Raw genomic sequence first — 25,389 nt, 5'->3', positions numbered from 1 at the left:
GAGCAGGAGATATCATGTTCCCTCGCATGTTTTGAATTCGTAGTAAAACACGTTAAGGAGTTTTCTAAATGGCAGTCAAGATTCGCCTCGCCCGCCATGGCGCAAAAAAGCATCCTGTCTACCGCGTCGTCGTGGCCGATGGCCGCTGCACCCGCGATGGCCGTTACATCGAGCAGGTTGGCCGTTACAACCCCAACACCGATCCCTCTGAGATCACCCTCGACCTCGAGAAGGTTGCCGACTGGATGGCCAAGGGCGCTCAGCCTACCGACACCGTTGTTCGTCTGATCGATACGGTCAAGAAGGCTCAGTAGTCATGGCCGAGACTTCATCCGGCATCGTCGAGTTGGTGCGCGGCATCGTCGAGCCTCTCGTCGATGACGTAGACGCCGTGGAAGTTACTTCCACCTTTACCAACGACGGCTGCGAGCTCGTGGAGATTCGCGTGGCCGCAGACGACGCTGGCAAGGTGATTGGCCGTCAGGGTCGCGTAATCAAGTCGATTCGCGTGCTCGCCCGTGCTGCCGCATGTGGCAACGGCAACGCCGTGGAAGTCGAACTCGTCGAAGGGTAGCGTATATGTCGCGTCGTTGGGCCGATGTGGCCGAACTCGTCGCAACGCAAGGCTTGAAGGGAAGGCTCACCGTACGCCCAGTACGGGGCCTTCCTTTTCTTTTATCTGAGGGCCTTCGCGTTCACTTCGTGCCGCCCACGATCGATGGGCCGCGCGAAGCAAAAGTAAAAGAGGCAACGCATGCCGGCGGCCACGATTGGCTTGTGGCGTTTTCCGGCGTGAAAAACCTCGATGTCGCCGAGAAGCTCGTGGGAAGCCATGTGATTGTCGAGCGCGCCGATTTGCCAGAAGGCTTCGAGGAAGGCGCCTCGTATGCCACCGAGCGCATCGTGGGCTTTGAGGTGGAAGACGAAACCAAGGGGTATGTGGGCGAGATCGTGGAAGTGCGCGAGATGCCGACGCAGTATCTCATTGTGGTGGAAACCGAAGAGGGCGAGCAGGTGCTCATTCCCTTTGTGGAAGATTTCATTGTCGATATCGACGAAGCCGAGGGCGTGATCTACATGGACCTGCCGGCCGGCTTGGTTGATATGTCGGAATCGGAGGAGGAGTAGTACCGTGCGCATCGATACGCTTTCCACGTTCCCGCATATGTACGATTCGGTTATGGGCGAGTCGATCATGAAGCGCGCGCAGGCATCGGGCGCGCTCGATTTCCACGCGCACGACCTGCGCGATTGGACGCACGATCGCCATCGCACCACCGACGACGACCCGTACGGCGGCGGCCAGGGCCTGGTGATGAAGTGCGAGCCCATCTTTGAGGCGTATGACGATATCGTCGCGCAGGGTGCCGCACCCTACACCATCTTCCTCACACCCTGCGGTGAGCCGTTCGACCAGGGCGTTGCCACCGAGCTTTCCGAGAAAGACCGCCTGCTGTTTATTTGCGGGCATTATGAAGGCATCGACGAGCGCGCCTATTCGCTTGCCGATAAGTGCATTTCGCTGGGCGATTACGTGCTCACGTCGGGAGAGCTTGCGTCCATGGTGATCATCGACGCCGTGGTGCGCCTGATTCCGGGCGTGCTGGGCGATGAGGGCAGCTCCATCGACGAGAGCTTCTACGACGGTCTGCTCGAATACCCGCAGTACACGCGCCCCGCGAATTTCCGCGGCATGGAGGTTCCCAGTGTGCTGTTGTCGGGCGACCATGGCAAGGTCGATGCGTGGCGTCGCCAGCAATCGCTCATTCGTACGGCACGCTTGCGTCCCGATTTGTTGGAGAGTGCCAATGTTTCGCAAGCCGAGCGGGCTTTTTTGCTATCATTGCGCGATGGCACAATCGAAGGCGCCTAACGGGGCGCCTTTTTATTTGAGAGGATGCACGTTTCATGGCTTATGGCCAGCATGGCTCAAGCGCCGGTGGGGGTTTACGCAAAGCGCTCTCGTGGGTGTTCTACATCGTTTTCGTAATCGGTCTGGTGTGGCTGCTCCAAAACTTCGTGGTATGCCCGTACACGATTCCCTCGGGCTCTATGGAAGACACCATTGAAGTGGGCGACAACGTGTGGTCCGAGAAAATCACCTATTACACGCACGAGCCGCAGGCCGGCGACATCGTGACGTTCGAAGACCCTGAAATCGCGGGTCGCACGCTCATCAAGCGCGTTATTGCCACGGGCGGCCAAACGGTCGACCTCATCGATGGCACCGTGTATATCGACGGCGTGGCGCAAAACGAGCCCTATACCGAAGGCAAGCCCTCCGAGCCGCTGAAAACTGCGGCGAATGTTTCTATAAGCTATCCCTATACCATTCCCGAAGGCTATCTTTGGGTAATGGGAGATAATCGAACCGATTCTGCGGATTCCCGTTATTTCGGACCCATCGACAGCAAAACCGTCACCGGCCGCGCTGTCGCGATCTATTGGCCCCTCAACCATATAGGAGTGCTGTAAATGAGCAAAGCTCCCAGGCCCGAGGCGCCCACGTTTCAGGAGATCATCCTGCGACTGCAGCGCTACTGGGCAGACAACGGCTGCGTTGTTATGCAACCTTACGACAACGAAGTAGGCGCGGGCACGTTCCACACGGCCACCACGCTGCGCTCGCTGGGCCCCGACGCCTGGCGTTCGTGCTATGTGCAGCCGTGCCGCCGACCGGCTGACGGCCGCTATGGCGAAAACCCGAACCGCATGCAGCACTACTACCAGTTCCAGGTGCTCATGAAGCCTTCGCCCGACAACATTCAGGATTTGTACCTGGGCAGCTTGGAGGCCATCGGCATCACGGTCGCCGAGCACGACGTGCGCTTCGTCGAGGACGACTGGGAATCGCCCACGCTGGGCGCTTGGGGCCTTGGCTGGGAAGTGTGGATCGACGGCATGGAAGTGACGCAGTTCACCTACTTCCAGCAGGTTGGCGGCTTCGAGTGCGACCCTGTTCCTTCTGAGGTTACCTATGGCCTGGAGCGTTTGGCTATGTACGTGCAGGGCGTCGACTCGGTGTACGACATCGTGTGGAGTCGTGGCGACGACGGCCTCGAGTTCACCTACGGCGACGTGTTCTTGGAAAACGAACGCGAGTTTTCGGCGTACAACTTCGAGGTTGCCGATACCGACATGTTGTTCGGCGAATTCGACCGCTACGAGGCCGAGTGCAACCGCGTGTTGGCTGCTGGCCTGCCGCTTCCCGCGTATGACTACGTGCTGAAGTGCTCGCATGCCTTCAACCTGCTCGACGCGCGCGGCGTGATTTCGGCCACGGAGCGCATGGGCTACATTCTGCGTGTGCGCACCATTGCCAAGGCGTGCTGCGCAAGCTATTTGGAACACGTGGTTGGCGTGAAGCCGGCCGAGGAAGGCGAGGAGGCGTAAATCATGGCGAATCAGACGCTAACGTTTGAAATCGGCACCGAAGAGCTGCCTGCTTTCGCTCTGCATGCCGCAACCGAAAAGCTCGGCGGCATGTTCGCCGACGCGCTCGATGGCGCGGGCATTCCCCATGGCGAGATTTCGGTGTACTCTACGCCGCGCCGCCTTATCGTGAGCGCGCTCGCTGTGCCCGAGGCCACCGAGGCTTTGACCGAAACCTTCCGCGGCCCCGCTGCGAAAATCGCGTTTGACGCCGACGGCAACCCCACGAAGGCTGCCCTGGGCTTCGCTCGCGGCAAGGGCGTTGACGCAAGCGCTCTTGAGCGCCGCGACGAGAACGGCGTCGAATATGTATACGCCGTGAAATCGACCCCGTCGGTGCAGGTGGTCACGCTTCTGCCTGATATTTTGCAGAACCTCATCACCTCCATCTACTGGCCGCGTTCGCAGCGCTGGGGTTCGCGCCACGAGCACTTCAGCCGCCCCGTTCGCTGGCTGTTCGCCATGCACGGCGACGCGGTGGTTCCCGTTGAGTTCGCGGGCCTTACCGCCGGCAACACCACCTGTGGCCATCGCTTCTTAGCGCCCGGACCGTGGGAGGTCGCTTCGGCCGACGCTCTTATCGATGTGCTTCGCGAGCACAACGTGGTGCCCACCGAGGCCGAGCGCGAGGCTTCCATTCGCGAGCAGGTCGCGGCTATCGAAGAGAAGACGGGCCTTGTGGCCGAGCTTCCCGCGAAAACCATGGCTGAAGTCGTGAACCTCGCCGAGTTCCCCACGGTTATGGTGGGCGAGTTCGACGAGCTGTTCTTGGCGGTTCCTAAGGAAATCACCGTTGACGCCATGCTCGTGCACCAGCGCTATTTCCCGCTGTTCAACGCCGATGGGACGCTTGCGAATAAGTTCCTCATCACCTCGAACGGCGATCCGAAGTTCGAGGCGAACATCGTCGACGGCAACCAGCGCGTCGTGGCCGCTCGCCTTTACGACGCGAAGTTCTTCTACGACGAAGACCTGAAGCGGCCGCTCGAAGATTACGTTGAGCGCCTCGACACCGTCGTGTTCCAGGAAAAGCTTGGCACCACGCGCGCCAAGACCGATCGCATTGTTGCGCTCGCCAAGGCCATCGCCGCCGACGCCGGCGCGACGGGCCAGGAAGCCGCCGACGCCGAGCGCGCCGCCTATTTGGCCAAGGCCGACCTGGTCACGGGCGCGGTTGTGGAATTCACGAGCGTGCAGGGCATCATGGGCAGCTACTACGCCAAGGCCGCCGGCGAGACCGACGCCGTGGCGCGTGCCATCGCCGACCACTACCGTCCGCGTTTCTCGGGCGACGATGTGCCGGCCGAGCGCGTTGGCTGCATCGTGGCCATTGCCGACAAGCTCGACACTATTTGCGGCCTGTTCGCCATTGGCCAGGGCCCCACGGGCTCTTCCGACCCGTTCGCGTTGCGCCGCAGCGCGCTGGGCATTGTGACTATGCTGCTTTCCGATAAGGGTCTCGACATTTCGCTCGGTGCCGCCATTGACGTGGCGCTTGCGAGCTACGCGGCTCAGGGTATCGAGTTCGATGCCGCCGCCGTTCGCGCTGATGTGGTCGACTTCTTCATCACGCGCACGAAGGTCATGGCGAAAGACGAGGGCGCTGCCCCCGATGCCATCGACGCCGTGCTCGCCGTGAGCGTTGAAGAGCCCGTTGTGTTCATGCAGCGCGTGCGCGCGCTTGTAGCCGCCCGCGAGCAGCAGGCTGAGACGTTCGACGATTTGGCCACTGCGTACGCTCGCGCGAACAACCTGCGCGACGAGAAGCTGGGTACGAACGTTGACGAGTCGCTGCTTGGCGACGAGGAACGTGCGCTGCTCGACGCGGTTGCCGCTGCTGAAGGCAAAGTCGCAGAGCATCTCGCCGGCAACGAATACGCTGCCGCCTTGGCCGAGCTCGCGAATTTGCGCGCTCCCATCGACGCGTTCTTCGACGGCGTTATGGTCATGGACGAGAATGAGACGATTCGCGAGAACCGCCTGCGCTTGCTCAACCGTTTCGTCGCTGTGTTCAAAGACGTCGCCGATTTCGGCAAAATGGCTAAGAAATAGAGTTTTGAAGGGCCTGCCATGCGGCGGGCCCTTTCCTATTTGCCGAGAGGGCAGCGAGGCTTTCGCCAAGGCCGCAGCAGGCTATCGTTCCTGTTGCTTTTGTTGTGCTTGTCCGGCGGGGTTTCGTTTTCGAAAGAAGAGCATGCTTGAACCCGACGGTCTCGTGGGACGATTGCCGCCCTTTTCTTTTGTGGTGTATGAAACAATATGGAGTGAGTGCTGCAAAGCAGGGCGCTTCAGAGAGGGGACATGCATGGCATCGAATGAAGGATTTATTGGAGTGAACAACGACACGCCGTTTCCCACGATTCATATTGTAAGCGACTCGCTTGGCGCGACGGCTCATTCGCTCGCACGCGCCGCGGCGGGGCAGTTCGGTTATTCCGACCCATACATTGAAACGCTGCCTAAGGTACGCAGCTTCAACGAAATCGCAGGTTTTTTGACCAAACATCAGGAATCGCATCGCGCGAAGGGCAAACCCGATGACTTGGTAGTGTTTTATACGCTTGTCGACGATGAAATGCGTCATTTGATGCAAGCGTTTTGCGATGAGCGCGGTATGCATGCGGTCGACTTGATGGGTGGTCCTATTTCGGCTCTCGAGAAAGCCTCGGGGCTTGAAGCGAGTCGCGACCCGGGCCTTATGCGCACGGTTGACCAGAATTATTTCCGCCGTATCGCCGCTATGGAATTCACGGTGGAGCACGACGACGGCCGCAATCCGCAAGATTTGCCTGATGCCGATATTGTGCTGTTGGGCGTTTCGCGTTCGAGCAAAACTCCTATTTCCATCTACATGGGCATGGAGGGCTATAAGGTTGCCAATGTGCCGCTTGCGCTTGGAACCGAGCCGCCGAAGGAGATTTACGACTGCGATTCGTCGCGCATCTTCGGCCTTATGACGACTCCCGATGTACTCGTGGGCATTCGTCAGCGCCGCTTGGGCGGTTCGGGGCGCATCGCTTCCATGGTCGCCGCGAGCTACGCCGAGCCCGAAATGGTCTATCAAGACCTCGAAGAGGCTCGCGCGCTTATGCGAAAACTTGGATGTATTGTGATTAGAACCGACAATAAAGCCGTAGAAGAAACCGCTCAGGAGATATTACGGTACTTCGAGCTGGCTCACCCTCTTCAAAAAAGTGCGATTGAGTGATAATTACACGGTGCAGTACTTTTTAGACTTCATATGTTAGGAGAAGACATTGACTGCAGACGTTAAGCGTGTCTACGCGTTCGGCAAGGACGCTGAGGGCAACAACGTTACTGAAGGCAACAAGGATATGAAGAACATCCTTGGCGGCAAGGGCGCGAACCTCGCTGAAATGGCCCTCATTGGCCTGCCCGTGCCTCCGGGCTTCACGATCACCTGCCAAACCTGCATGGAATATGCAAACGCGAATAACACGTGGCCCGAAGGCGCGCTCGACACCATTCAGGAGTATCGCCTCGACCTCGAGAAGCGTATCGGCAAGCGCATTGGCGATGCCGAAGATCCGCTGCTTGTTTCCGTTCGTTCCGGCGCCCCCATGTCGATGCCCGGCATGATGGACACGGTTCTGAACCTTGGTCTGAACGACGAGTCGGTCTATGGCCTTATCAAGCACACCGACAACGCCCGCTTCTCGTGGGACAGCTATCGTCGCTTCATCCAGATGTTCTCGAACGTGGTCATGGGCCTCGACGGCGACCTGTTCGAAAACGCCATTACCGCCAAGAAGCTCGCTCGCGGTGTGAAGAGCGACACCGAGCTTTCCGCTGAAGACCTGCAGGAACTCGTTGCCGAATTCAAGCAGATTTTCTCCCAGAACGTTTCCGCCGAAGAGCATCCCGAGCTCGTCGTTGACGGCGCGGTCGCTTTCCCGCAGAACCCCGACGTTCAGCTGAAGCTCGCCATCGAGGCCGTGTTCGGCAGCTGGAACAACCCGCGCGCGGTGCTCTACCGCAAGCAGAACAAGATTGCCGACGATCTGGGCACCGCCGTGAACGTGCAGTGCATGGTGTTCGGCAACAAGGGCGAGACTTCCGCTACCGGCGTTGCATTTACCCGCAACCCCGCAAACGGCGAGAAGGAATTCTACGGCGACTACCTGGTGAACGCCCAGGGCGAAGACGTCGTTGCAGGCATTCGCAACACGAGCCCCATCGCCGAGCTGAAGCATGTCGACGGCCTGCAAGAAGCCGGCAAGGAGCTCGAGGGCGTGTTCACCATTCTCGAGAACCACTATCGCGACATGTGCGACATCGAGTTCACCATCGAGCAGGGCAAACTGTGGATGCTTCAGACCCGCGTGGGCAAGCGTACCGCCGCCGCCGCGCTGCATATCGCCATTGAGATGGAAAAAGAAGGCCTCATCACCAAGGAAGAGGCTGTGTGCCGCGTCGACCCTGCCCAGCTCGACCAGCTGCTGCACCCGCAGTTCGACAAGAACGCTAACTACGATGTGCTCGCTCGTGGCCTGAACGCTTCTCCGGGCGCTGCTGTGGGCGGTGCCGTGTTCTCGGCTGCCGACGCCGTGAAGGCTGTTGAAGAGGGCAAGAAGTGCGTGCTCGTTCGCTGGGAGACCACTCCCGACGACCTTGCTGGCATGATCGCCGCCGAAGGCATTCTCACCAGCCATGGTGGCAAAACCAGCCATGCTGCCGTTATCGCCCGTGGCATGGGTGCCCCGTGCGTCTGCGGCGTTGAGCAGCTCAAGATTGACTCTGAGAAGAAGGAAGCCGCGCTCACCGGCACCGATATCGTGATTCACGAGGGCGACATGATTTCGCTCGACGGTACCACCGGCATCGTCGTTCTGGGCGCCGTCGACCTGGTTATGCCTGAGCTCACCGGCGACCTCGACACCATTCTCGAGTGGGCCGACGAGTATCGCCGCCTGGGCGTTCGCGCCAACGCCGACAACCCGGCCGACGCACAGCTTTCCCGCGACTTCGGCGCCGAGGGCATTGGCCTCGACCGCACCGAGCACATGTTCCTGGGCGAGCGCAAGCAGATCATTCAGACCTTCATCCTGAACGAGGATGAAGAGGTTCGCAAGGAAGCTGTCGAGCAGCTGTTCGAGGCTCAAACGGGCGACTTCTACGGCATGTTCAAAGCTATGGATGGCCTGCCGGTTATCGTTCGCCTGCTCGATCCGCCTCTGCACGAGTTCCTCGAGAGCCCGCGTGCCCTCGACGTGGAAATTGCCCGCATGGAGGCCACTGGCGCCGACGCGAAGGAAATCGCGGCCAAGCGCGAGCTCATGGACAAGATCGATTCCATGGCTGAGCAGAACCCGATGCTGGGCCTGCGCGGCTGCCGTTTGGGTATCGTGTATCCCATTCTTCCCGAGATGCAGGTGCGCGCTATCGCGACCGCAGCTGCCAAGCTCAAGAAGGAAGGTCTCGATCCCAAGCCCGAGATCATGATTCCGCTGGTTTCCACGGTGAAGGAGCTCGACAAGATGCGCGGCGTCGCCGAGCGCGTTATCGCCGAAGTTGCCGAGGAGCAGGGCGTTGAGCTCGAGCTTCCCATTGGCACTATGATTGAGCTGCCTCGTGCTGCTGTGACCGCTGATGAAATCGCCACCAAGGCTGACTTCTTCAGCTTCGGCACCAACGACCTCACTCAGACGACGTTCGGCTTCAGCCGCGATGACGTTGAGGCTGAGTTCATTCCGCAGTACCTCGCCGAGAAGCTGCTGCCTTACAACCCGTTCGCGACCGTCGACCCGGGCGTTGCCAAGCTCGTGAAGATGGGCGTTGAGCTGGGTCACGAGGGCAATCCCGACCTGGTGTGCGGTGTGTGTGGCGAACATGGCGGCGACCCTGATTCGGTCAAGACCTTCCACAAGATTGGTCTCGACTATGTTTCGTGCAGCCCCTACCGCGTGCCGTTGGCTCGCCTGGCTGCCGCTCAGGCTGCTATCGCCGACAAGCAGTAATCCTGCTGACGACTCTTCAAGAGGCTCAAAGGCGCTCTCCTTCGGGAGGGCGCCTTTTTTGTGTGTTCCGTCGTTTCGCGTTTGGCTCGCAGACTAGACGCGAAACATCATGAACGCCTGTTGGCAGCACACCCTGTTTTTCGATGGGTATACCGAGGTCGTCTGCGCTTGCGCCTGTCTTCATCTCAAAGTTAAGCACAGCCAGGTGAGCGCAAAACGAGCGAAGGGAAAGGTAGCGTACCTTGGTCTCGGCAAGCTCTTCGTAAAACGAGGTGGGCAGTGGACATGTAGCGGTGCATGAAAAAAGCCGCTCCGAAGAGCGGCCTTTCCCGAGCATTGATAGCTACATGCCGATGAGGGTTTGCAGTGAGGTGAGGAAGTTCGTCATGTTGCGGTAGCAAATGAACAGCGTAACCACGATGATGATGACGCCAGCGATATTGGCGAAGGCATGATTCTTGAACTTGCCCAGGTCTTTGCCGTTTGCGCAGAAGATGACGAAGAACGCCATGATGGGCAGCAGAATTGCGTTTGCGGCCTGCGCAACAAGGATGAGCTGTGTCGGGCTCTTGCCCCAAGCGATTGCCATGCAGCAGCCGCATACGAGGACGATGGCCCAAACGATCTTGAACTTCGCGTCCTTCAGGCCCTTGCCCCAGCCGAGCACGCCATTCACGGCGTACGCTGCGGAAAGGGGAGCGGTGATGGCCGAAGAGAAACCTGCGGCAAGAAGGCCAAGGCCGATCATCCATGTAGACCAGTCGCCCAGAAGTGGGGTGAGGGCGAGAGCCATGACCTGGCCGTTGATTTTTGCGCTTGTAATCTGGTCGCCCGCGGCGGTCGTGATGCCGGCGACGGTAGCGCCGTCAACTTCCCAGGTCGTCCACAGCGGGTGAAGGTTTGCAGCGGCGCAGACCAGAATGGCCATGGAAATGATGCCGCCCAAGGCAATGGAGAGCACGGCGTCGAAGCGGGCATCGGAAATCTGCTCGGGGTCCTTCCAGCGCTCGGCTGCGGAAGAGGCATGCAGGAACAGGTTATACGGAACGATGGTGGTGCCGACGAGGCCGATGGCGGTCATAAGGCCGGTGGAGTTATTTGTGGGCAGCTGAGGCGTGAACATGCCGGAGACGATGGCGCCCCAATCGGGGTTGGAAGCAAGCGCGGTGACCAAGAACACCACGCCCATGAATACGACGATGGCCGTGAGCACCTTTTCGATGAGGTTGTAGTGGCCGATGAACATCACGACGGCTGCCAGCAGGCCCACGACAACGACGATGGCGCCCATGGGAATGCCAGGTGCGACGGCCTGGATGCCCAAAATGCCGCCGGTGATGTTGCCGGTTTCATAGGCGACGTTGCCGATGAAAATAGCGATAATGACGATCGCGATAGCCAGGCCCTTCAGCACGGGATTGGGGATGTGGTCGCGAATGTTCTCGCCAAGGCCTTTCTGGCTGGCAATACCGACACGGGCGGCCATTTCCTGAAAGATGATGGTGGCGACGGTGGCGAACACGAGGGCCCACAGCATGGTGTAGCCGACGCTCGCGCCAGAAACGGTGCACGTGGTAACCGTGCCGGGGCCGACGAAGCCCGCGGCCACGAGAGCACCCGGGCCAACGTTCTTGAGCTTTTCGATGACTTTGCTCATGGCGTTCCTTTCTTTTTTCGGGCTTCGGCCTTGCGTGCGCCCCGTCGTGGTGGGCGGTGCGAGCGCAAAACCGAATAATGTAACTTGTTTATTATGATGGTACTCAACGCTTTAGCGCATTAGAGTGGCAGTGGAAGAGTTTAACAAGTCGGTAACTGGCCATGCCGAAATAATGACGTGGATAAGCATGTATAAGAAATGGTATGTAAATTATTCAGTGTGAAAAGACGTGCGCTATTCCTGCCAGCTTGATAGGTTGTTTGAATTATCCAGAAGCGCTCTAAGATTCTGCATGAAACGCTTCCGGATAGCGCGAGGCCTCTTCTTTTTATTGTGTTCGGCAGGGTTTCAGCTCTACGTCTGCTTGCGCGAGTGCGGTGCGAATTTTCTTGGCGAATTCGAGCGCGTGGGCATTGTCACCGTGAATGCAAATAGTGTCGGCGGCAACCTCGATAGTGCTGCCGTCAACCGCTTCGATGGTGCCTTCCTGAACCGCGCGTACCACGCGCGCTACGGCGAAGTCCTCGTCGGCGATCACGGCGTTTTCCTGTTTGCGCGGCACCAACGTGCCGTTAGCCATGTAATTGCGGTCGGCGAAGAATTCCTGCGCGGTGGCAAGGTTCGCCGCTCGCCCTGCTTCGATGAGTTTTCCGCCAGCGAGGCCTACGAGCACGAGCGTGGGGTCGAAATCGTGCACCGCGGCGGCGATTGCCTCGGCGAGGGCGGCGTCTTTTGCGGCACGATTGTAAAGCTGCCCGTGCGGTTTCACGTGGGCGAGCGCAGTGCATTCCGCTTTGCAGAAACCGGCAAGCGCCGAGATTTGATACAGCACGAATGAGTAGGCTTCATCGGGGGAAAGCGCCATGTCGCGGCGGCCGAAGCCCTGCAGGTCGGGATATCCCGGGTGCGCGCCAATCGAGGTGCCGGCGGCCGCTGCGGCGGCAACGGTGCGACGCATGACGCACGGGTCGCCAGCGTGCATTCCGCATGCGATGTTCACGCTCGTGACCAAAGGAATCACCTGGTCGTCGAGACCGAGGGAATAGCGGCCGAAGCTTTCGCCCAAATCACTGTTCAGATCTACGCGTGTCATAAAGGCGTTCCTTTCGGATGTGGTGGGACAGAATTTGCTTTACGCTGAGACCTGTTAAATGCTCGTAGCATTTAACAGGTTCAAGGTCGAATGCGTCATGGAGTGCGGGTCGCGGGCGGCATTGCGGACGGAAAATCGCCGATGGGTTAACGCGGTTTCTGCCGACGCGATTCCTACCAATTGTGTTTGGCAATTGTCTCGGGCGCTTCCGGGCTGCGATAAACCTGCTAAACGCTACGAGCATTTAACAGGTGCGGTTCAAGGTTGCTAAAACTTCAGGGAGATGTTCTTCGTGTCGGTGATGAGCATGCAGCCGGGCGCGTGGGTGATGGCGAATTTCGGCCTCACGTTCATGACGACCGACTGCGGGGTGACGCCGCACGGCCAGAACACGGGCACCTCGCCCTCGTGAATATCGACCGCATCGCCGAAATCGGGCTTGGAGATATCGTCAATGCCGATGACGCTGGGGTCGCCGATGTGAATCGGTGCGCCGTGGACCTTCGGAATGGCGCCTGAAATTTGCACAGCCTGAACGACCTGCTCATACGGGATGGGGCGCATGCTCACGACCATGTTGCCGGACATCTTGCCCGCCGGCTCGCACGCGATGTTCGTGATATACATGCTCACGTTGCGGCCCTGCGTGTTGTGGCGCATCTCGATGCCGGCCTCGATGAGCTCGCTTTCGAAGCTGAACGAGCAGCCAATGAGGAATGCGACCAAATCGTCGCGCCACAAATCTTCGACGCTCATGGGGTCGTCGACCATTACGCCGTCGCGGTAAACGCGGTAGCGCGGGAAATCGTTGGCGATGTCGCAGTCGGCGCTGCTGGTATGGAAGAAGCGGTCGCCCACCTCTGAAACCTCCAAAATGGGACAGGGTTTGGGGTTGCGCATCGCGAACAGCAGGAAGTCATAGGCGTCTTCCTTCGGCAGCACGATGAGGTTGCCCTGCGCGTAGCCTGGGCACAAGCCGCTCGTGGGACCGCTGAAGCGTCCTTCGCGAATGATATGGCGCATTTCGCGCGGGGTGATGTTTGCGGGAATGTCGGAAATGCTGAGCTGTTCTTGTGCCATGGTGCTTCCTCGCGTATCTTTCTGCCGCTTTGTCGGGGCGGCGCCCGCCACTTCATACGCCGTGGTCGCGTTCTGTATGCTGCGCGCGGCGCTCGGCTAAAGCCGTATGTCGCGCGTATCGCATCGGTCGGTTTGCGCGGGCGGCTCGTTTTCCGGGCCGCGACCGTTTCTTCCTCCGCTTATTCCACCGGAGGCATGGTGGGCTCGCCCGCGTGGTCGTTCGGCTCGATGCAGGGCATTTCCAGCGTGAGCCTGCCCCGTGCGTTGGCGCGCACGTTGCGGTAGTAATCGCGTTCGGCCACGAGCAGCCGCTGTGCTTCGATGACCGAAACGGGCTTGAACTGCACGTACTGCTTGGTCGCGCGCTGCACAAGCAGCGGAATGTCGACGCTCGCGACGGTGGCGATTTTCGCGTAGCCGCCCGTTGTTTGGCGGTCGGCGAGCATTACGATGGGGGTGCCCTGCGCGGGAATCTGGATTGAGCCGAGCGCAATGCCGTCGGAAATGATGTCGGAACCGCGGCTCGATTCGATTTGCGGACCATCGAGGCGGCAGCCCATGCGGTCGGTTTGCGCGCTTACCTGGTAGCGTTCCTTATAGAACGTGTCAATGCCGCGGCTCGTGAACAAATCGCTTTGCGGGCCGGGCACTACGCGAATTTCCTGCGTGAGGTACTCGAAATGGTAGAACGGGTCGTTGCGGTAGTGGTTGGGGCCGAAATCGTAGTAGGGGTTCGGCGTGGTGTCGTGAAAGTTCACCACGTCGCCGAACGTGAAGCGCCGCCCCTCGAAGCCGCCCAGGCCGCACTTCAGGTTGGTGGAAGCGCTGCCCATGACGCGGGGCACATCCACGCCGCCGTTGGCGATGGCCAAATATCCGTATACGCCGCGCTCGGCGGCCGGCATCGAGAGGCGCTGGCCGGCGCGCACCACGAACGCCTGGTACATGGGCGCGCGCTCTTCGTCGAGGCGCGGGTTGAAATCGGCGCCCGTAATGGCGACGACGGCGTCGTTTTCGAATTCGAGCGTAGGGCCCGCGAAGGCGAATTCGATGGCTGGCGCATTCGCCGCATTGCCCACAAGCAGGTTCCCGAGCGAGAACGCGCGGCGATCCATGACGCCCGAAGGCGAGAAGCCGCTCGCGGCGTATCCCATGCGGCCGCGGTCTTGCACGGTGGTCAGAAGACCTGGCACGCACACGGTGAATTTTGCCATTTACATCGCCTCCTTCACGCGGTATTCGTAGGTTCCAGCTTGCAGCGCGGCCTCGATTTCCGCATATTCATCGGGGGAAATGGCCTCGAATTCAATGGAATCGCCCGCGGCATACAAAAACGCTGGCTCGCGTTCTGCGTCGTAGGGGCGCAGCGGGCTGCGGCCGATGATTTGCCATCCGCCGGGCGAGGGCAAGGGGTAGATGCCCGTTTGCGCGCCGCCAATGCCCACAGCGCCGGCTTCGATGCGCACGCGCGGTACTTCGAGACGGGGCGTTTCCAAATCGGGGTTTAAACCGCTTAGGTAGGCGAAGCCCGGCAGAAAGCCCAGCATCGCGATGAGGTACGTGGGCTCGGTGTGCAAGCGCACCACTTCATCGGGGGTGATGCTGTGGAATTGCGCGACATGCTCCAGGTCGGGGCCGAATTCGCCGCCGTAGCACACGGGAATCACGATGGTTTTGCCGGCCGAGGCCCCTTCGGCGGAAAGGCCGTCGAGATTGGCGTGCACGGCTGAAACCAATTCCTCATAGGAAATAGTTTCGGGGTTGTATGCGACCATGACGGCGCAAAACGTGGGAACGATGTCTTCGATACCTGCAATGCCCGCTGCCTGAATGCGCGCGGCGGCGCTGCGCACAAGGGCGCTTGCTTCGGCCGAGATGGTATCGGCGACAACGATATTGATGGCGGAATCTCCGCACACGCAGATTTGATAAGGGCGCATGGGTGCACTCTCTCTAGTTTTGCTTGAACGTTCGGCGAAATGCGCGGCGTGGCGTGCCGCGTCGGTTAATTGCTCTGTATACTTTAGCGCACGATAGTACAGAGTTGATGCGAAGACTTCGTTGTTTACAATTTAGCAACCGCAAGCGGCGAGAATGCGTGCGAAACTTACAGGATGATTCGTTTCCGCTGGGCGCGGGCTTCTCTTTGGTCGGGCTTGGCCTTTGGGCGAATCGATTGCGATGTATGCCGTCGCGTTTCCCGAATGAGGTACGCCGGTAGAGGCTGCTTGTTTCGAATATGAGAGATTGAAAGGCTGTTTTTCGTGGTTGGTCGCGGTTTATTTTTGGGCGTGTTCTTCATTGCCTATGCCATTCAGGCGATAACGGGTTTTGCCGGCAATATTATCGCGATGCCTGCGGGCATGGCGACCGTCGGCATGCAAGAGAGCGTCGCCATGCTCAACGCCACCGGCATGATCGGCTGCGGTCTTATCGCCATTCAAAATTGGAAGCACATCAATTGGCGCGAGCTCGCGATTATGCTTGCGGTTATGACGCCGTTCATGTTTGTGGGCATTTGGCTCGACGCGGTGTTGCCGCTGGGCATTCTGTCGAAGATTTACGGCGCCATTGTGGTGGTCGTGGGTGTGCGCGGATTGGTGCTCAAGCAACAGCGATTCATGCCAAAGTGGCTGCTCGCTGTGCTGCTAGTGCTCGCAGGCCTCATTCAAGGCATGTTCGTTTCGGGCGGCGCCATTCTCGCGATTTATGCGCTCCAGCGCCTTCAGGACAAAGACCAGTTCCGCGCAACGCTTTCGTGCATTTGGATGGTGCTCAATTTCGTGTATGCCGCGCTGCAGCTTAGCCAAGGGCACTACACGCCCGATTGCCTGGTCATGGTCGCCATTGCTATCCCTCTTCTGCTCGTGGCTATATGGCTCGGCAACAAGCTGCAGAAGCGTATCAGCCAGGCAACGTTCATTAAGGTGACTTATGTGTTGCTCACGGTGATTGGTATCATTCTGCTTGTGAAATAAGCGCTGTTGCATGCGGGCGACCGCGAGTGAGCGCGTGCCTGTTTTCGGGCCGAAGCTTGCGCGGCGTTGCGCGAGTTTGCCCTCGGATTGCTTCGGTCGGCTCGATGGGCCGACGCGTTCATGCGGCCAAGAAGGCGCTCATTGCAGGGCGAACATGTAAGGGAAATGAGAGAAAGGGGCGTACGCGAGAAGGGCGTGCGTCCTCTTTTTGTTGTGCCCTGTTCGAGGGGCATGGGGGTTGGCATTATGGCCGAGAAAACGAAAAAAGAGGCGAAGTTTCGCCATGGGATGCTCGCCTTCGGTCTGCTTGCGGCGGTAATGTTCGGCTGCGTTGTGGGACTGGGCACCGATCCGCAGATTCCCATGCTCATCGGCTGCGTGATTTCGGGCTTTATCGCGCTGTACCTGGGGTTTGATTGGGAGGAAATTCTCGATGCCATGAAGAAGGGCATCGATGATTCGATGGAAGCGTGCCTGATTCTTATTTGCATTGGCGTTATGGTCGCGGTTTGGATTCTGTCGGGCACGGTGCCCACGATGATTTATTACGGGCTTGAGGTGGTTACGCCGCAACTGTTCTTGCCGGTGTGCTTCCTGGCGACGCTCGTGATTGGCATTGTCGTGGGCGCATGGGGCGCCGCTGGCACCATTGGCCTGGCGTTCATCGGCATCGCTGCGGCGCTCGATGTGCCGCTCGGCATGGCGGCGGGCGCCATTGTGGGCGCGGCGTATGTGAGCGAGATTGTATCGCCCCTGGTCGATGGTCCAAATTTGGCGGCCGCTATCGCCGAGGTCGACGTGTTTGCGCTGTGCAAGCGGTTCCTTCCTTTGGTGATTGCCGTGTGCTTGGCGTGCACGGGAATCTATGCCGTTATCGGCTTCGGCCTTGATACGTCGGGCGATGCTGGCGCGTCTACGGCGGCGATTCTTTCTGGGCTGGAGGGTTCTTTCAATATTGGCCCCGTGACGCTCATTCCGCTTGTGGTCATGGTCGTTTGCATCGCTTTTCAGGTGCCTGCGATTCCGTCGTTTTTGGCGGGCATCGCCGTTGGCGCGATTGAGGCCGTGTTTTACCAGGGCGTCGATGCGTCGATGCTTCTGGGCGCTATGGTGAGGGGCGCCGAGTCGAATACGGGCGCGCAGTTTATCGACACGCTGCTTTCCACGGGTGGTATCAACGAGATGCTCGAGACCATCTCCATTATTTTGCTGGTTATGGCGTATGCGGGCATCATGCAGCATTGCGGGCTCATGGCTTCGATGGTTGAGCCTATTGTGAGAAGGCTCAAGAATTTTGTGGCGCTTGCAGGCGCAACCGTGTTCTCGGGCGCGCTGTTCAACGCGCTTTTGCCCGACCAGTATCCGGCGATCACGATGTCGACGTTGGTCTACCGCGACGAATACAACCGCCGCGGCGTCGACCGCGCGGCGTGGGGCAATATCGTGAATTCCTCGGCGGGCATTACGTCAGTGCTTGTGCCGTGGAACACGTGTGCTATTTACATGGTTACCATTCTGGGCGTTTCTTGCGTCGATTACATGGGGTATGCCTTCTTCTGCTATTTGTACCCAATCGTCGTTTTCGTTGTGGCCGCGCTTTTCGGCAAGAAGCTTGGGTGGGTTTCGAAAGGCGAGCCGAGGCTGGCGGCGCGGGATGCTGAGGCACCCGAAGGCGTGCCGCGCGAAGCGTAGGTTGCACCAAGCCCGGGCGGGCTGAAGCATGGGTCGCTGTTTGATGCGTCGAAACCTGTTAAATGCTCGTAGCGTTTAACAGGTTTCAGTTCCAGCTTTAGTGCGTTTTGGTTTTGTTCGAGGCGGTTTGGACTTTGCTCCGATTTCATGACGTGCCGCCGGCTGTCCTTAGCTCGTGTCTCTGCGTTCTCGCGTACAGTTCGCATTCCTCTGTCAGATGGCGAGCTGTTTGCGGTTACGGCAGGTGCTGGGGAGTTCCGCTATGGGGCCTGTTGTGAGGGGGGGTCCACTATGGGAGGTTCGCTATAGGGAAGCGCATTGCGGGGAATCTGCTGTGGAAAACCTGCTAAATGCTACGAGCACTTAGCAGATGTCGAACATTTAGCGGGTAGTAACTGATGGCAGGCATGGGAGGTTGGAACGCGCGCGAGGAGAACCTGTTAAACGCTACGAGCATTTAACAGGTGGCGGGTTCGTGCTGGTGGTGCGCCTCTACAACCCAAATACGTCCTGGCGAGCGTGAAATATCTGTGCGTGACGGTTGGAAAAGCGGCAGCGCCCTTCTATAATCACGGCACTATGTCTGAAACAAATTTGAAACAAAATCAGGCGGCGGTTGAATCTGCCGCCGCCGAACGAGACGGCGCTGAATCGGGCGTCGTTGAATCGGCCGCATCCGAACCCGTTGTTGCCGAAACGAGCGTCGCTCATAAAAGCGGCGTCTCTGCCGCTATGCAAAAAGAGGCCTTCCAGGCCGCATGGCCCATTGTGCTCGGCTATATCGTGCTGGGCATTCCGTGCGGCATCTTGGGCGTGGCTGCTGGCATGGACGTGTGGATGATTGCGATAATGAGCCTGCTGTTCTATTCAGGCGCTGGCCAATACATGATTCCCAATATGTGGCTCGCGGGCAACCCGATTTCGGCCATTATCGCCAGCGTCGCGCTTGTGAACACGCGCCAAATGCTCTATGGTGCATCGCTTTCGCAATTCTGCGGCAGCGCGGGCAAGCGCCTGGCGTTCATTTTCGGCGCCACGGTAACCGACGAGAGCTTCGGCGTGAATTTGGCGCGCATGATTAATGGCAACTGGTCGGTGAAGCACGCCTTGCTCGTGAATTTGTTCTCGCTTACGTCGTGGACCGTTTCCAATGTCGCGGGTGCACTCATCGGTTCGGCGATCTCGCTGCCCACCGCACTCGCTTCGTTTGCCATGACGTCGCTGTTCATTTGCTTGCTGTGCATGCAGAAAGTGACTCCTGCAAATCTGGTCGCCGTGTTTGGCTCCATCGCGGGTGTCATTGCCTGCAAATGCGTGGGCCTTGCTGGTCCCGCCATTTTGATCGGAGCGCTTGTGGGCGTGGGTGCCGCGTTTGCATTTTCGAGCGTGCACCACGATAATCGCAACACGACTATGAAAGTGGGGGAGTAGGTAATGGACGTTACGAGCTTCCTCATTATTTTTGGCGTGTGCCTGGCGTGTATGCTCGCCTGCCGCTGCCTTCCCATCTTCTTGCTCAAGGGCAAACAATTGCCTGAACGGTTTGTGCGTGCGCTGAATTTCATTCCGCCCGCGGCTTTTGCCGCCCTGGTGACGAATGACCTGTTTGATCCCGCGAAAGTCGCTTCGGGCGACATCGCGCTGTGGGGCATGCCTCTGTTGGCTGCCGCTGTGGTGCTCGTGGTGGGTGCGAAGACGAAATCGATGGCGGCTTGCATCGTAGTGGGTGTTGGCATGCTCGCTGTGCTCACGTATGTGCCTGCGCTGTTGTAGGCTTTTGCCCCTGCTGCTTTTCTGCTAGCCTCATTTGAATATGGTTTGACGAGTCCCGTGGCGGCACGACTGCCACGGGACTCGCTGTATTATCGGCCGTTGGGCGGGGCGTACCATAAGGCACGAAGCGCCGCCAGGTGAGAAGTGCTTGCCAGATGCACTGCGTCGCTAGGCGGGATGTGCTGCTGGATGGGGTGCGCACCGCAGGGAGGACGTGCTACTGGGCGGTATGCCTTATTAGACAAGACGCCCCGCTAGGCGGACATGTTGCCAGGTAAGACATGTCGTTAGATGAGGCGCGTCGCTGAGCAGCGAAGGCGCACCGTCACGTGAGAAGCGTTTTTGCCAAGATGACGCTTTCGGAGCAATACGCGCCGCGACGCAGTTTAGCCGCTACGTGGGTTTTGCGCTCAGGCGCTGACGCGGACGATGAGCGGCTCGACGTGTTCTTTCGTATGCATACAAACTCCAATCTGGGCTGATGTTATCGGTCCAACTTTTTTTGTTCGTGCCCCCGCCTTTCGGGCTCAGCGTAAATGATTCCTCTGTTTTCTGCCAAAAGTTGCGAATTCGGGGGCATGAAACGCCCTTTTTCAAGGGAATACGCTGTTGAAAAGGCTAATTGTCCCACGAATTGTTAACATGGCCTAACCGCGACCTGGGGATATATGACTAAAGCAACGGGCTCGCACTTTTGCCAAGCCCCCGAATTCGCAACTTTTGGCAGAAAATCGCATTCTGATTTACGTCGCCGCTCACCGCGCTTTAGTGTGGTGGATTATAGAAATTTCTCCCATAGACGGGATTCGCCGTTATAATCGCCCAAATGCAAATCAAGGGTTGTTTAATACACTTTTCGTTATAAATATGCAATTTGGAGCGAAAGTGCCTTTAAACCGGTACCGAGAGACCGAAAAGGAGACGCAAATGGAAGCTACCCAAACCGCCACAGGGCACGTGTCTGCGGCAACAGTGTTGGCAGCTGGCCAAGAAGGGGCCAAAGCCATGACAATTGCAGAGAAACTTATAGCCGCCACGAGCAAAAAAGCTCGCAAGGCGGCTATTTTGTTATTGGAGGACGGAACCCGATTCGACGGCTGGGCATGCGGTGCCCCGGGCGAAGTTACGGGCGAGATTTGCTTCAACACATCGCTCGAGGGCTATCTTGAGGTTATTACCGACCCTTCGTATGCGGGCCAGATTGTCACGATGACGTATCCCCAGATTGGCAACTACGGTGTGAACCTCGACGACACGCAGTCGGCCAAGCCCGCTCTGCGTGGCTTGGTCGTGCATGACATGTGCCGCACCCCTTCGAATTGGCGTTCGAGCATGAGCCTGCCCGAATTCCTCGAGCGCGAGAACATTGTGGCTATCGAGGGCATCGATACTCGTGCGCTCGTTCGCCATATTCGCGATTTCGGTGCGCAGACCGCTATTTTATCCACCGAAGATCTTGACGCTGCTTCGCTCGCGGAAAAGGTCGCCGCAGCTCCGAGCCTGGTGGGCCGCAACCTCGCCAAAACCGTGAGCCGCGCCGCCACGGAATCGTTCGATAAGGTGCCTGAAAGCCAGGCGTTCGCCGTGGCGGCTCCCGCGCCGAAGAAATATCACGTGGTTGCGTATGACTGCGGCGTGAAAGAGTCGATTCTCGTGGGCCTCGTGCGTGTGGGCTGCGACCTTACCGTCGTGCCGTGGGACACTCCCGCTGCCGACGTGCTTGCCATGGAACCCGACGGCGTCTTCCTCTCCAACGGCCCGGGCGACCCCGATGCCGTGACCGAAACTTACGAGCAGGCGCGCGAGCTTATTGGCAAGGTGCCGGTGTTTGGCATTTGCCTGGGCCACCAGATGATTAGCCTTGCAAGCGGCGGCGAAATGGAAAAGCTCAAGTTCGGCCATCGCGGCGGCAACCAGCCCGTCATGAACCTCGTGAGCGGCCAGGTGGAAATTACCGCGCAGAACCACGGCTTCGGCCTGGTGTTCCCGAGCCTCGGCAAGCTTGTGCCCGAACTTTCGGGCGGCGTGGCCGAGCATACGGCCGACGGCGACCTTCGCTTCTGGTCGCAGCGCCGCATTGCCCCCGTCGTTGAAAACGAGCGCTTCGGCCGCATTCGCCTGACGCACGTTAACTTGAACGACGGCACATGCGAAGGCATTCAGCTGCTCGACCAGAATGCTTTCTCGGTGCAGTACCATCCCGAGGCCAATCCTGGTCCCACCGATGCGCACTACCTGTTCACGGCGTTTTGCCGCCTGATGGACGGCGACGCCGACTACCTGAACATCAACATTTCGCAAGACCGCCTCGCTGGTTGGGTCTTCGGCTCGAAGGAGGCCTAGACAATGCCCAAACGTACCGACATCAAACGCATTCTCGTTGTTGGCTCGGGCCCCATCGTTATTGGCCAGGCGTGCGAGTTCGACTACTCGGGTGCTCAGGCGTGCAAGGTGCTCAAGGAAGACGGCTATGAAGTGGTGCTCGTAAATTCGAACCCCGCTACCATCATGACCGATCCCAGCTTGGCCGATCGCACCTATGTGGAACCCATTACCGCTGAGTTCATCGAGCGCGTTATCGCTAAAGAACATCCCGACGCCCTGCTGCCTACCCTTGGTGGCCAAACGGGTCTGAATGCGGCCGTTGAGCTGGCGAAATCGGGCGTGCTCGATCGATATGGCGTCGAAATGATTGGCTGCGATTTGGCGGCTATTGAGCGCGGCGAAGACCGCAAGCTGTTCGCCGAGGCCATGGAAGAAATTGGTTTGGAATGCGCGCGCAGCGGCTATGCGTACTCCGTTGAAGATGCCGTTGAGCTTGCCGGCAAGGTGGGCTACCCCTGCGTGCTTCGCCCGAGCTTCACGCTCGGCGGCGCGGGCGGCGGCATCGCCTACGACGAGCAGGAGCTGCGCGAGATTGTGGCGCAGGGTCTGGAGCTTTCTCCCGCCGGCGAGGTGCTTGTGGAAGAAAGCATCATCGGCTGGAAAGAATACGAGATGGAAGTCATGCGCGATAAGGCCGGCAACGGCATCATCGTGTGCTCTATCGAAAACGTTGATGCCATGGGCGTGCATACCGGCGACTCTATTACGGTGGCGCCTGCGCAAACGCTTTCCGACGTGGAATACCAGCGCATGCGCGTGGCCTCGCTCGCGATCCTGGAGAAAATCGGCGTCGAAACGGGCGGCTCGAACGTGCAGTTCGCGCTCAACCCGAAAAACGGCCGCCTGATCGTCATCGAAATGAACCCGCGCGTGAGCCGCTCATCGGCGCTCGCGTCGAAGGCGACCGGTTTCCCCATCGCGAAAGCTGCTGCGCGCCTGGCCGTGGGCTACACGCTCGATGAAATCACGAACGACATCACACGCGTCACGCCAGCATGCTTCGAGCCCTCTATCGACTATTGCGTGGTGAAGGTGCCGCGTTTCGCATTCGAGAAATTCAAGGGTACCGACACCACGCTGTCCACGCGTATGAAGGCCGTGGGCGAAATCATGAGCATCGGCCGCACGTTTGAGGAAGCGTTCGGCAAGGCCATGCGCTCGCTGGAAAACGGCCGCGCGGGTCTGGGCGCCGATGGCAAAGACGATTTCGACGAAGAGCATTTTGATGGATGCGTGGCACGCCCCACGGAAGATCGCATCTTCTATGTGGCCGAGGCTCTGCGTCGCGGTTGGACCGTTGATGCGGTGCACGAGGCGTGCGGCATCGACCCGTGGTTCCTGCATCGCATCGCCGATATGGCCGCTGTGCAAAACCAGCTCGAAGGTCTGCGCCTGGAAGACCTCGACGCGCCGGCTATGCGCATCGCGAAACAATACGGTTTTTCCGATGCTCAAATCGCCCACCTCACGGGCACGAAAGAAGTTATTGTGCGTGCCTATCGCAAGGGCCTTGGCGTTGTGCCTACGTTCAAAACCGTCGACACGTGCGCGGCCGAATTCGCGGGCAAAACCGAATACCACTACAAGACCTACGAAACGCCCCATGTTGCGGCAGCGGGCGCGGCGCCGAGCTTCGGCGATTCTGAAATCGTGTCCGTCGACAAGCCTAAAGCCATGATTTTGGGCGCAGGTCCCAACCGTATTGGCCAGGGCATTGAGTTCGACTACTGCTGCGTGCATGCGAGCTACGCGCTGCACGAGGCCGGCTATGAAACCATCATGGTGAACTGCAACCCCGAAACCGTGTCCACCGACTACGACACGAGCGACCGTCTGTATTTTGAGCCGCTCACCTACGAAGACGTCATGGACATCGTCGATGTTGAGCAGCCCGACGGCGTTGTGGTGACGCTCGGTGGCCAAACGCCGCTGAAGCTCGCGCATGCGCTCCAGGAATCGGGCGTGACCATTATGGGCACGAGCCCCGAGGCGATTGACCTGGCCGAAGACCGCGAACGTTTCAGCGCGGTGCTCGACGAGCTCGACATCACGTACCCCGCCGCAGGTATGGCCACGGGCTTCGAGGAAGCCGAACGCGTCGCCAATCGCATTGGGTTCCCGCTGCTCGTTCGCCCGAGCTACGTGCTCGGCGGCCGCGGTATGGAAATCGCCTACGACCCGTCGCATCTGCGCACCTTCATGGCCGAGGCAACGCGCATCTCTCCTGATCATCCGGTGTATTTGGACCGCTTCCTCGAGGGCGCTATCGAATGTGACGTTGACGCGCTGTGCGACGGCGAGCAGGTGTATGTGGGCGGCGTGCTCGAGCATATTGAGGAAGCTGGCATCCACTCGGGCGACTCGGCCACCTGCATTCCGCCGTTCTCGTTCAGCGACCGTTTGGTCGGCGAGCTGCGCGACATCACGCGTCGTCTGGCGCTGCGCCTGGGCGTGCGCGGCCTGCTCAATGTGCAGTACGCCATCAAAGGCGAGACGATTTATGTCATTGAGGCGAACCCGCGCGCGAGCCGCACGGTGCCGTTCGTGTCGAAGTCGACCGGTGTGCCCCTGGCGAAGTGCGCGGCGCTTATCATGAGCGGTCGCAGCATCGAAAGCCTGGGCTTGCCGGCTGACGATCGCCGTATGGATTACTTCTGCGTGAAGGAAGCCGTTATGCCGTGGGGTCGCTTCCCGGGCGCGAACGTGGTGCTGGGCCCCGAGATGAAATCGACGGGCGAGGTCATGGGCATCGCGAGCACGTATCCCGAGGCTTATGCGAAAACGCAGCTCGCCGTGAGCTACGAGCTGCCGAAGGAAGGCACCGTGTTCATTTCGGTATGCGATCGCGACAAGCGTCATATTCTTCCCATCGCACGCACGATTCAGCGTTTGGGCTTCCGCATTGTGTCGACTGAAGGCACCGCGCGCACGCTGCGTGGCGGAAACGTGCGCTGTGAGGTCGTACGCAAGATTTCCGAGCCGCATCCCAATGTTGGCGACATGATTTCCAATGGCGAAATCGCGCTTATCGTGAATACACCATATGGTTCGGAAACGCGTGGCGATGGGTACTTCATGCGCACTGAAGCTGTGAAGCATGGCGTGACGTGCGTGACCGCGCTTTCGGGCGCAAGCGCGTTTACGGCTGCGCTTGAAGCGCTTGACGAGAATCCGTATGGTTTGCCGGTAATCGCGCTGCAAGATTTGCCGCAGTACGAGGTGAAGTAAACGGCAAGCTGAAAGGTTGACGGGCTGGCTGGTTGGCTTACTGACTGGCCGGCCGGCCCGCTAATTGATTGGTTGGCTTGTTGGCCGGGCTGT

The 25,389-nt window shown here is 59.2% G+C and carries 20 protein-coding genes; 15 read left to right on the top strand and 5 right to left on the bottom strand.

The window, feature by feature from the left end; genetic code table 11:
* Positions 1–68 precede the first annotated feature (68 nt).
* From rpsP to ppdK, 9 genes are all read left to right on the top strand, one after another.
* The gene (gene rpsP / locus DMP05_RS06565) at positions 69–314 is read left to right on the top strand and encodes a 30S ribosomal protein S16 (protein WP_114616043.1); all 246 of its coding nucleotides are present in this window, start codon (positions 69–71) and stop codon (positions 312–314) included.
* A gap of 2 nt (positions 315–316) precedes the next feature.
* Positions 317–574 carry a KH domain-containing protein gene (locus tag DMP05_RS06560; protein WP_114616042.1) on the top strand — a complete coding sequence of 86 codons (258 nt, stop codon included), beginning with the start codon at positions 317–319 and terminating at the stop codon, positions 572–574.
* A gap of 5 nt (positions 575–579) precedes the next feature.
* Positions 580–1,128 (top strand): ribosome maturation factor RimM, encoded by a 549-nt coding sequence (gene rimM / locus DMP05_RS06555; RefSeq protein ID WP_123219686.1) that lies wholly within the window; start codon positions 580–582, stop codon positions 1,126–1,128.
* A 4-nt stretch (positions 1,129–1,132) separates the two neighbouring features.
* Positions 1,133–1,873 (top strand): tRNA (guanosine(37)-N1)-methyltransferase TrmD, encoded by a 741-nt coding sequence (gene trmD / locus DMP05_RS06550; RefSeq protein ID WP_123219685.1) that lies wholly within the window; start codon positions 1,133–1,135, stop codon positions 1,871–1,873.
* Between the two features lie 35 nt (positions 1,874–1,908).
* Positions 1,909–2,475, top strand: coding sequence for a signal peptidase I (lepB, locus tag DMP05_RS06545; RefSeq protein WP_114616039.1), 567 nt, complete (start codon positions 1,909–1,911; stop codon positions 2,473–2,475).
* Positions 2,476–3,393 (top strand): glycine--tRNA ligase subunit alpha, encoded by a 918-nt coding sequence (locus tag DMP05_RS06540; protein WP_114616038.1) that lies wholly within the window; start codon positions 2,476–2,478, stop codon positions 3,391–3,393.
* Between the two features lie 3 nt (positions 3,394–3,396).
* On the top strand, positions 3,397–5,484 hold the full coding sequence (gene glyS / locus DMP05_RS06535) for a glycine--tRNA ligase subunit beta (RefSeq protein WP_123219684.1): 2,088 nt from the start codon (positions 3,397–3,399) through the stop codon (positions 5,482–5,484).
* A gap of 253 nt (positions 5,485–5,737) precedes the next feature.
* Positions 5,738–6,640, top strand: a complete 903-nt coding sequence (locus DMP05_RS06530; RefSeq protein WP_123219683.1) for a pyruvate, water dikinase regulatory protein — start codon at positions 5,738–5,740, stop codon at positions 6,638–6,640.
* Positions 6,641–6,689: 49 nt separating this feature from the next.
* Positions 6,690–9,410, top strand: coding sequence for a pyruvate, phosphate dikinase (gene ppdK, locus DMP05_RS06525; protein WP_123219682.1), 2,721 nt, complete (start codon positions 6,690–6,692; stop codon positions 9,408–9,410).
* Between the two features lie 343 nt (positions 9,411–9,753).
* Here the strand turns inward: ppdK and DMP05_RS06520 are convergent, their stop codons facing one another.
* From DMP05_RS06520 to pxpB, 5 genes are all read right to left on the bottom strand, one after another.
* Positions 9,754–11,067, bottom strand: a complete 1,314-nt coding sequence (locus DMP05_RS06520) for an Nramp family divalent metal transporter (RefSeq protein ID WP_123219681.1) — start codon at positions 11,065–11,067, stop codon at positions 9,754–9,756.
* Between the two features lie 328 nt (positions 11,068–11,395).
* Positions 11,396–12,160, bottom strand: coding sequence for a LamB/YcsF family protein (locus tag DMP05_RS06515; RefSeq protein ID WP_123219680.1), 765 nt, complete (start codon positions 12,158–12,160; stop codon positions 11,396–11,398).
* Positions 12,161–12,427: 267 nt separating this feature from the next.
* Positions 12,428–13,240 carry a putative hydro-lyase gene (locus DMP05_RS06510; protein WP_123219679.1) on the bottom strand — a complete coding sequence of 271 codons (813 nt, stop codon included), beginning with the start codon at positions 13,238–13,240 and terminating at the stop codon, positions 12,428–12,430.
* Positions 13,241–13,419: 179 nt separating this feature from the next.
* Positions 13,420–14,454 carry a 5-oxoprolinase subunit C family protein gene (locus DMP05_RS06505; protein ID WP_123219678.1) on the bottom strand — a complete coding sequence of 345 codons (1,035 nt, stop codon included), beginning with the start codon at positions 14,452–14,454 and terminating at the stop codon, positions 13,420–13,422.
* Entirely contained in the window at positions 14,455–15,180 is a 726-nt protein-coding gene (gene pxpB, locus DMP05_RS06500) for a 5-oxoprolinase subunit PxpB (protein ID WP_123219677.1), read from the bottom strand.
* A gap of 324 nt (positions 15,181–15,504) precedes the next feature.
* On the opposite strand from pxpB, the gene DMP05_RS06495 reads away from it, so the two are divergent.
* The 6 genes from DMP05_RS06495 (at position 15,505) to carB (ending at position 25,296) form a co-directional block, all read left to right on the top strand.
* A complete protein-coding gene (locus DMP05_RS06495) occupies positions 15,505–16,218 on the top strand; it encodes a sulfite exporter TauE/SafE family protein (protein ID WP_123219676.1) in 714 nt (237 codons plus the stop codon).
* A gap of 231 nt (positions 16,219–16,449) precedes the next feature.
* Positions 16,450–17,910 (top strand): Na+/H+ antiporter NhaC family protein, encoded by a 1,461-nt coding sequence (locus DMP05_RS06490; protein WP_244595079.1) that lies wholly within the window; start codon positions 16,450–16,452, stop codon positions 17,908–17,910.
* 534 nt (positions 17,911–18,444) lie between these two features.
* Positions 18,445–19,341: an AzlC family ABC transporter permease gene (locus DMP05_RS06485; RefSeq protein WP_311718979.1), complete on the top strand. Its 897-nt coding sequence runs from the start codon at positions 18,445–18,447 to the stop codon at positions 19,339–19,341.
* A 3-nt stretch (positions 19,342–19,344) separates the two neighbouring features.
* Complete coding sequence (locus DMP05_RS06480; RefSeq protein ID WP_114616415.1) at positions 19,345–19,683, top strand: AzlD domain-containing protein; 339 nt, start codon at positions 19,345–19,347, stop codon at positions 19,681–19,683.
* 927 nt (positions 19,684–20,610) lie between these two features.
* A complete protein-coding gene (gene carA / locus DMP05_RS06475) occupies positions 20,611–22,026 on the top strand; it encodes a glutamine-hydrolyzing carbamoyl-phosphate synthase small subunit (RefSeq protein ID WP_123219675.1) in 1,416 nt (471 codons plus the stop codon).
* Between the two features lie 3 nt (positions 22,027–22,029).
* Positions 22,030–25,296 carry a carbamoyl-phosphate synthase large subunit gene (carB, locus tag DMP05_RS06470; RefSeq protein ID WP_123219674.1) on the top strand — a complete coding sequence of 1,089 codons (3,267 nt, stop codon included), beginning with the start codon at positions 22,030–22,032 and terminating at the stop codon, positions 25,294–25,296.
* Positions 25,297–25,389: the final 93 nt, after the last annotated feature.

It is taken from the genome of Slackia isoflavoniconvertens, from assembly GCF_003725955.1.
Taxonomy (GTDB): Bacteria; Actinomycetota; Coriobacteriia; order Coriobacteriales; family Eggerthellaceae; genus Slackia; species Slackia isoflavoniconvertens.
The sequence above is the reverse complement of the archived record's forward strand: the minus strand, read 5'-3'. Positions and strand labels throughout refer to the sequence as shown.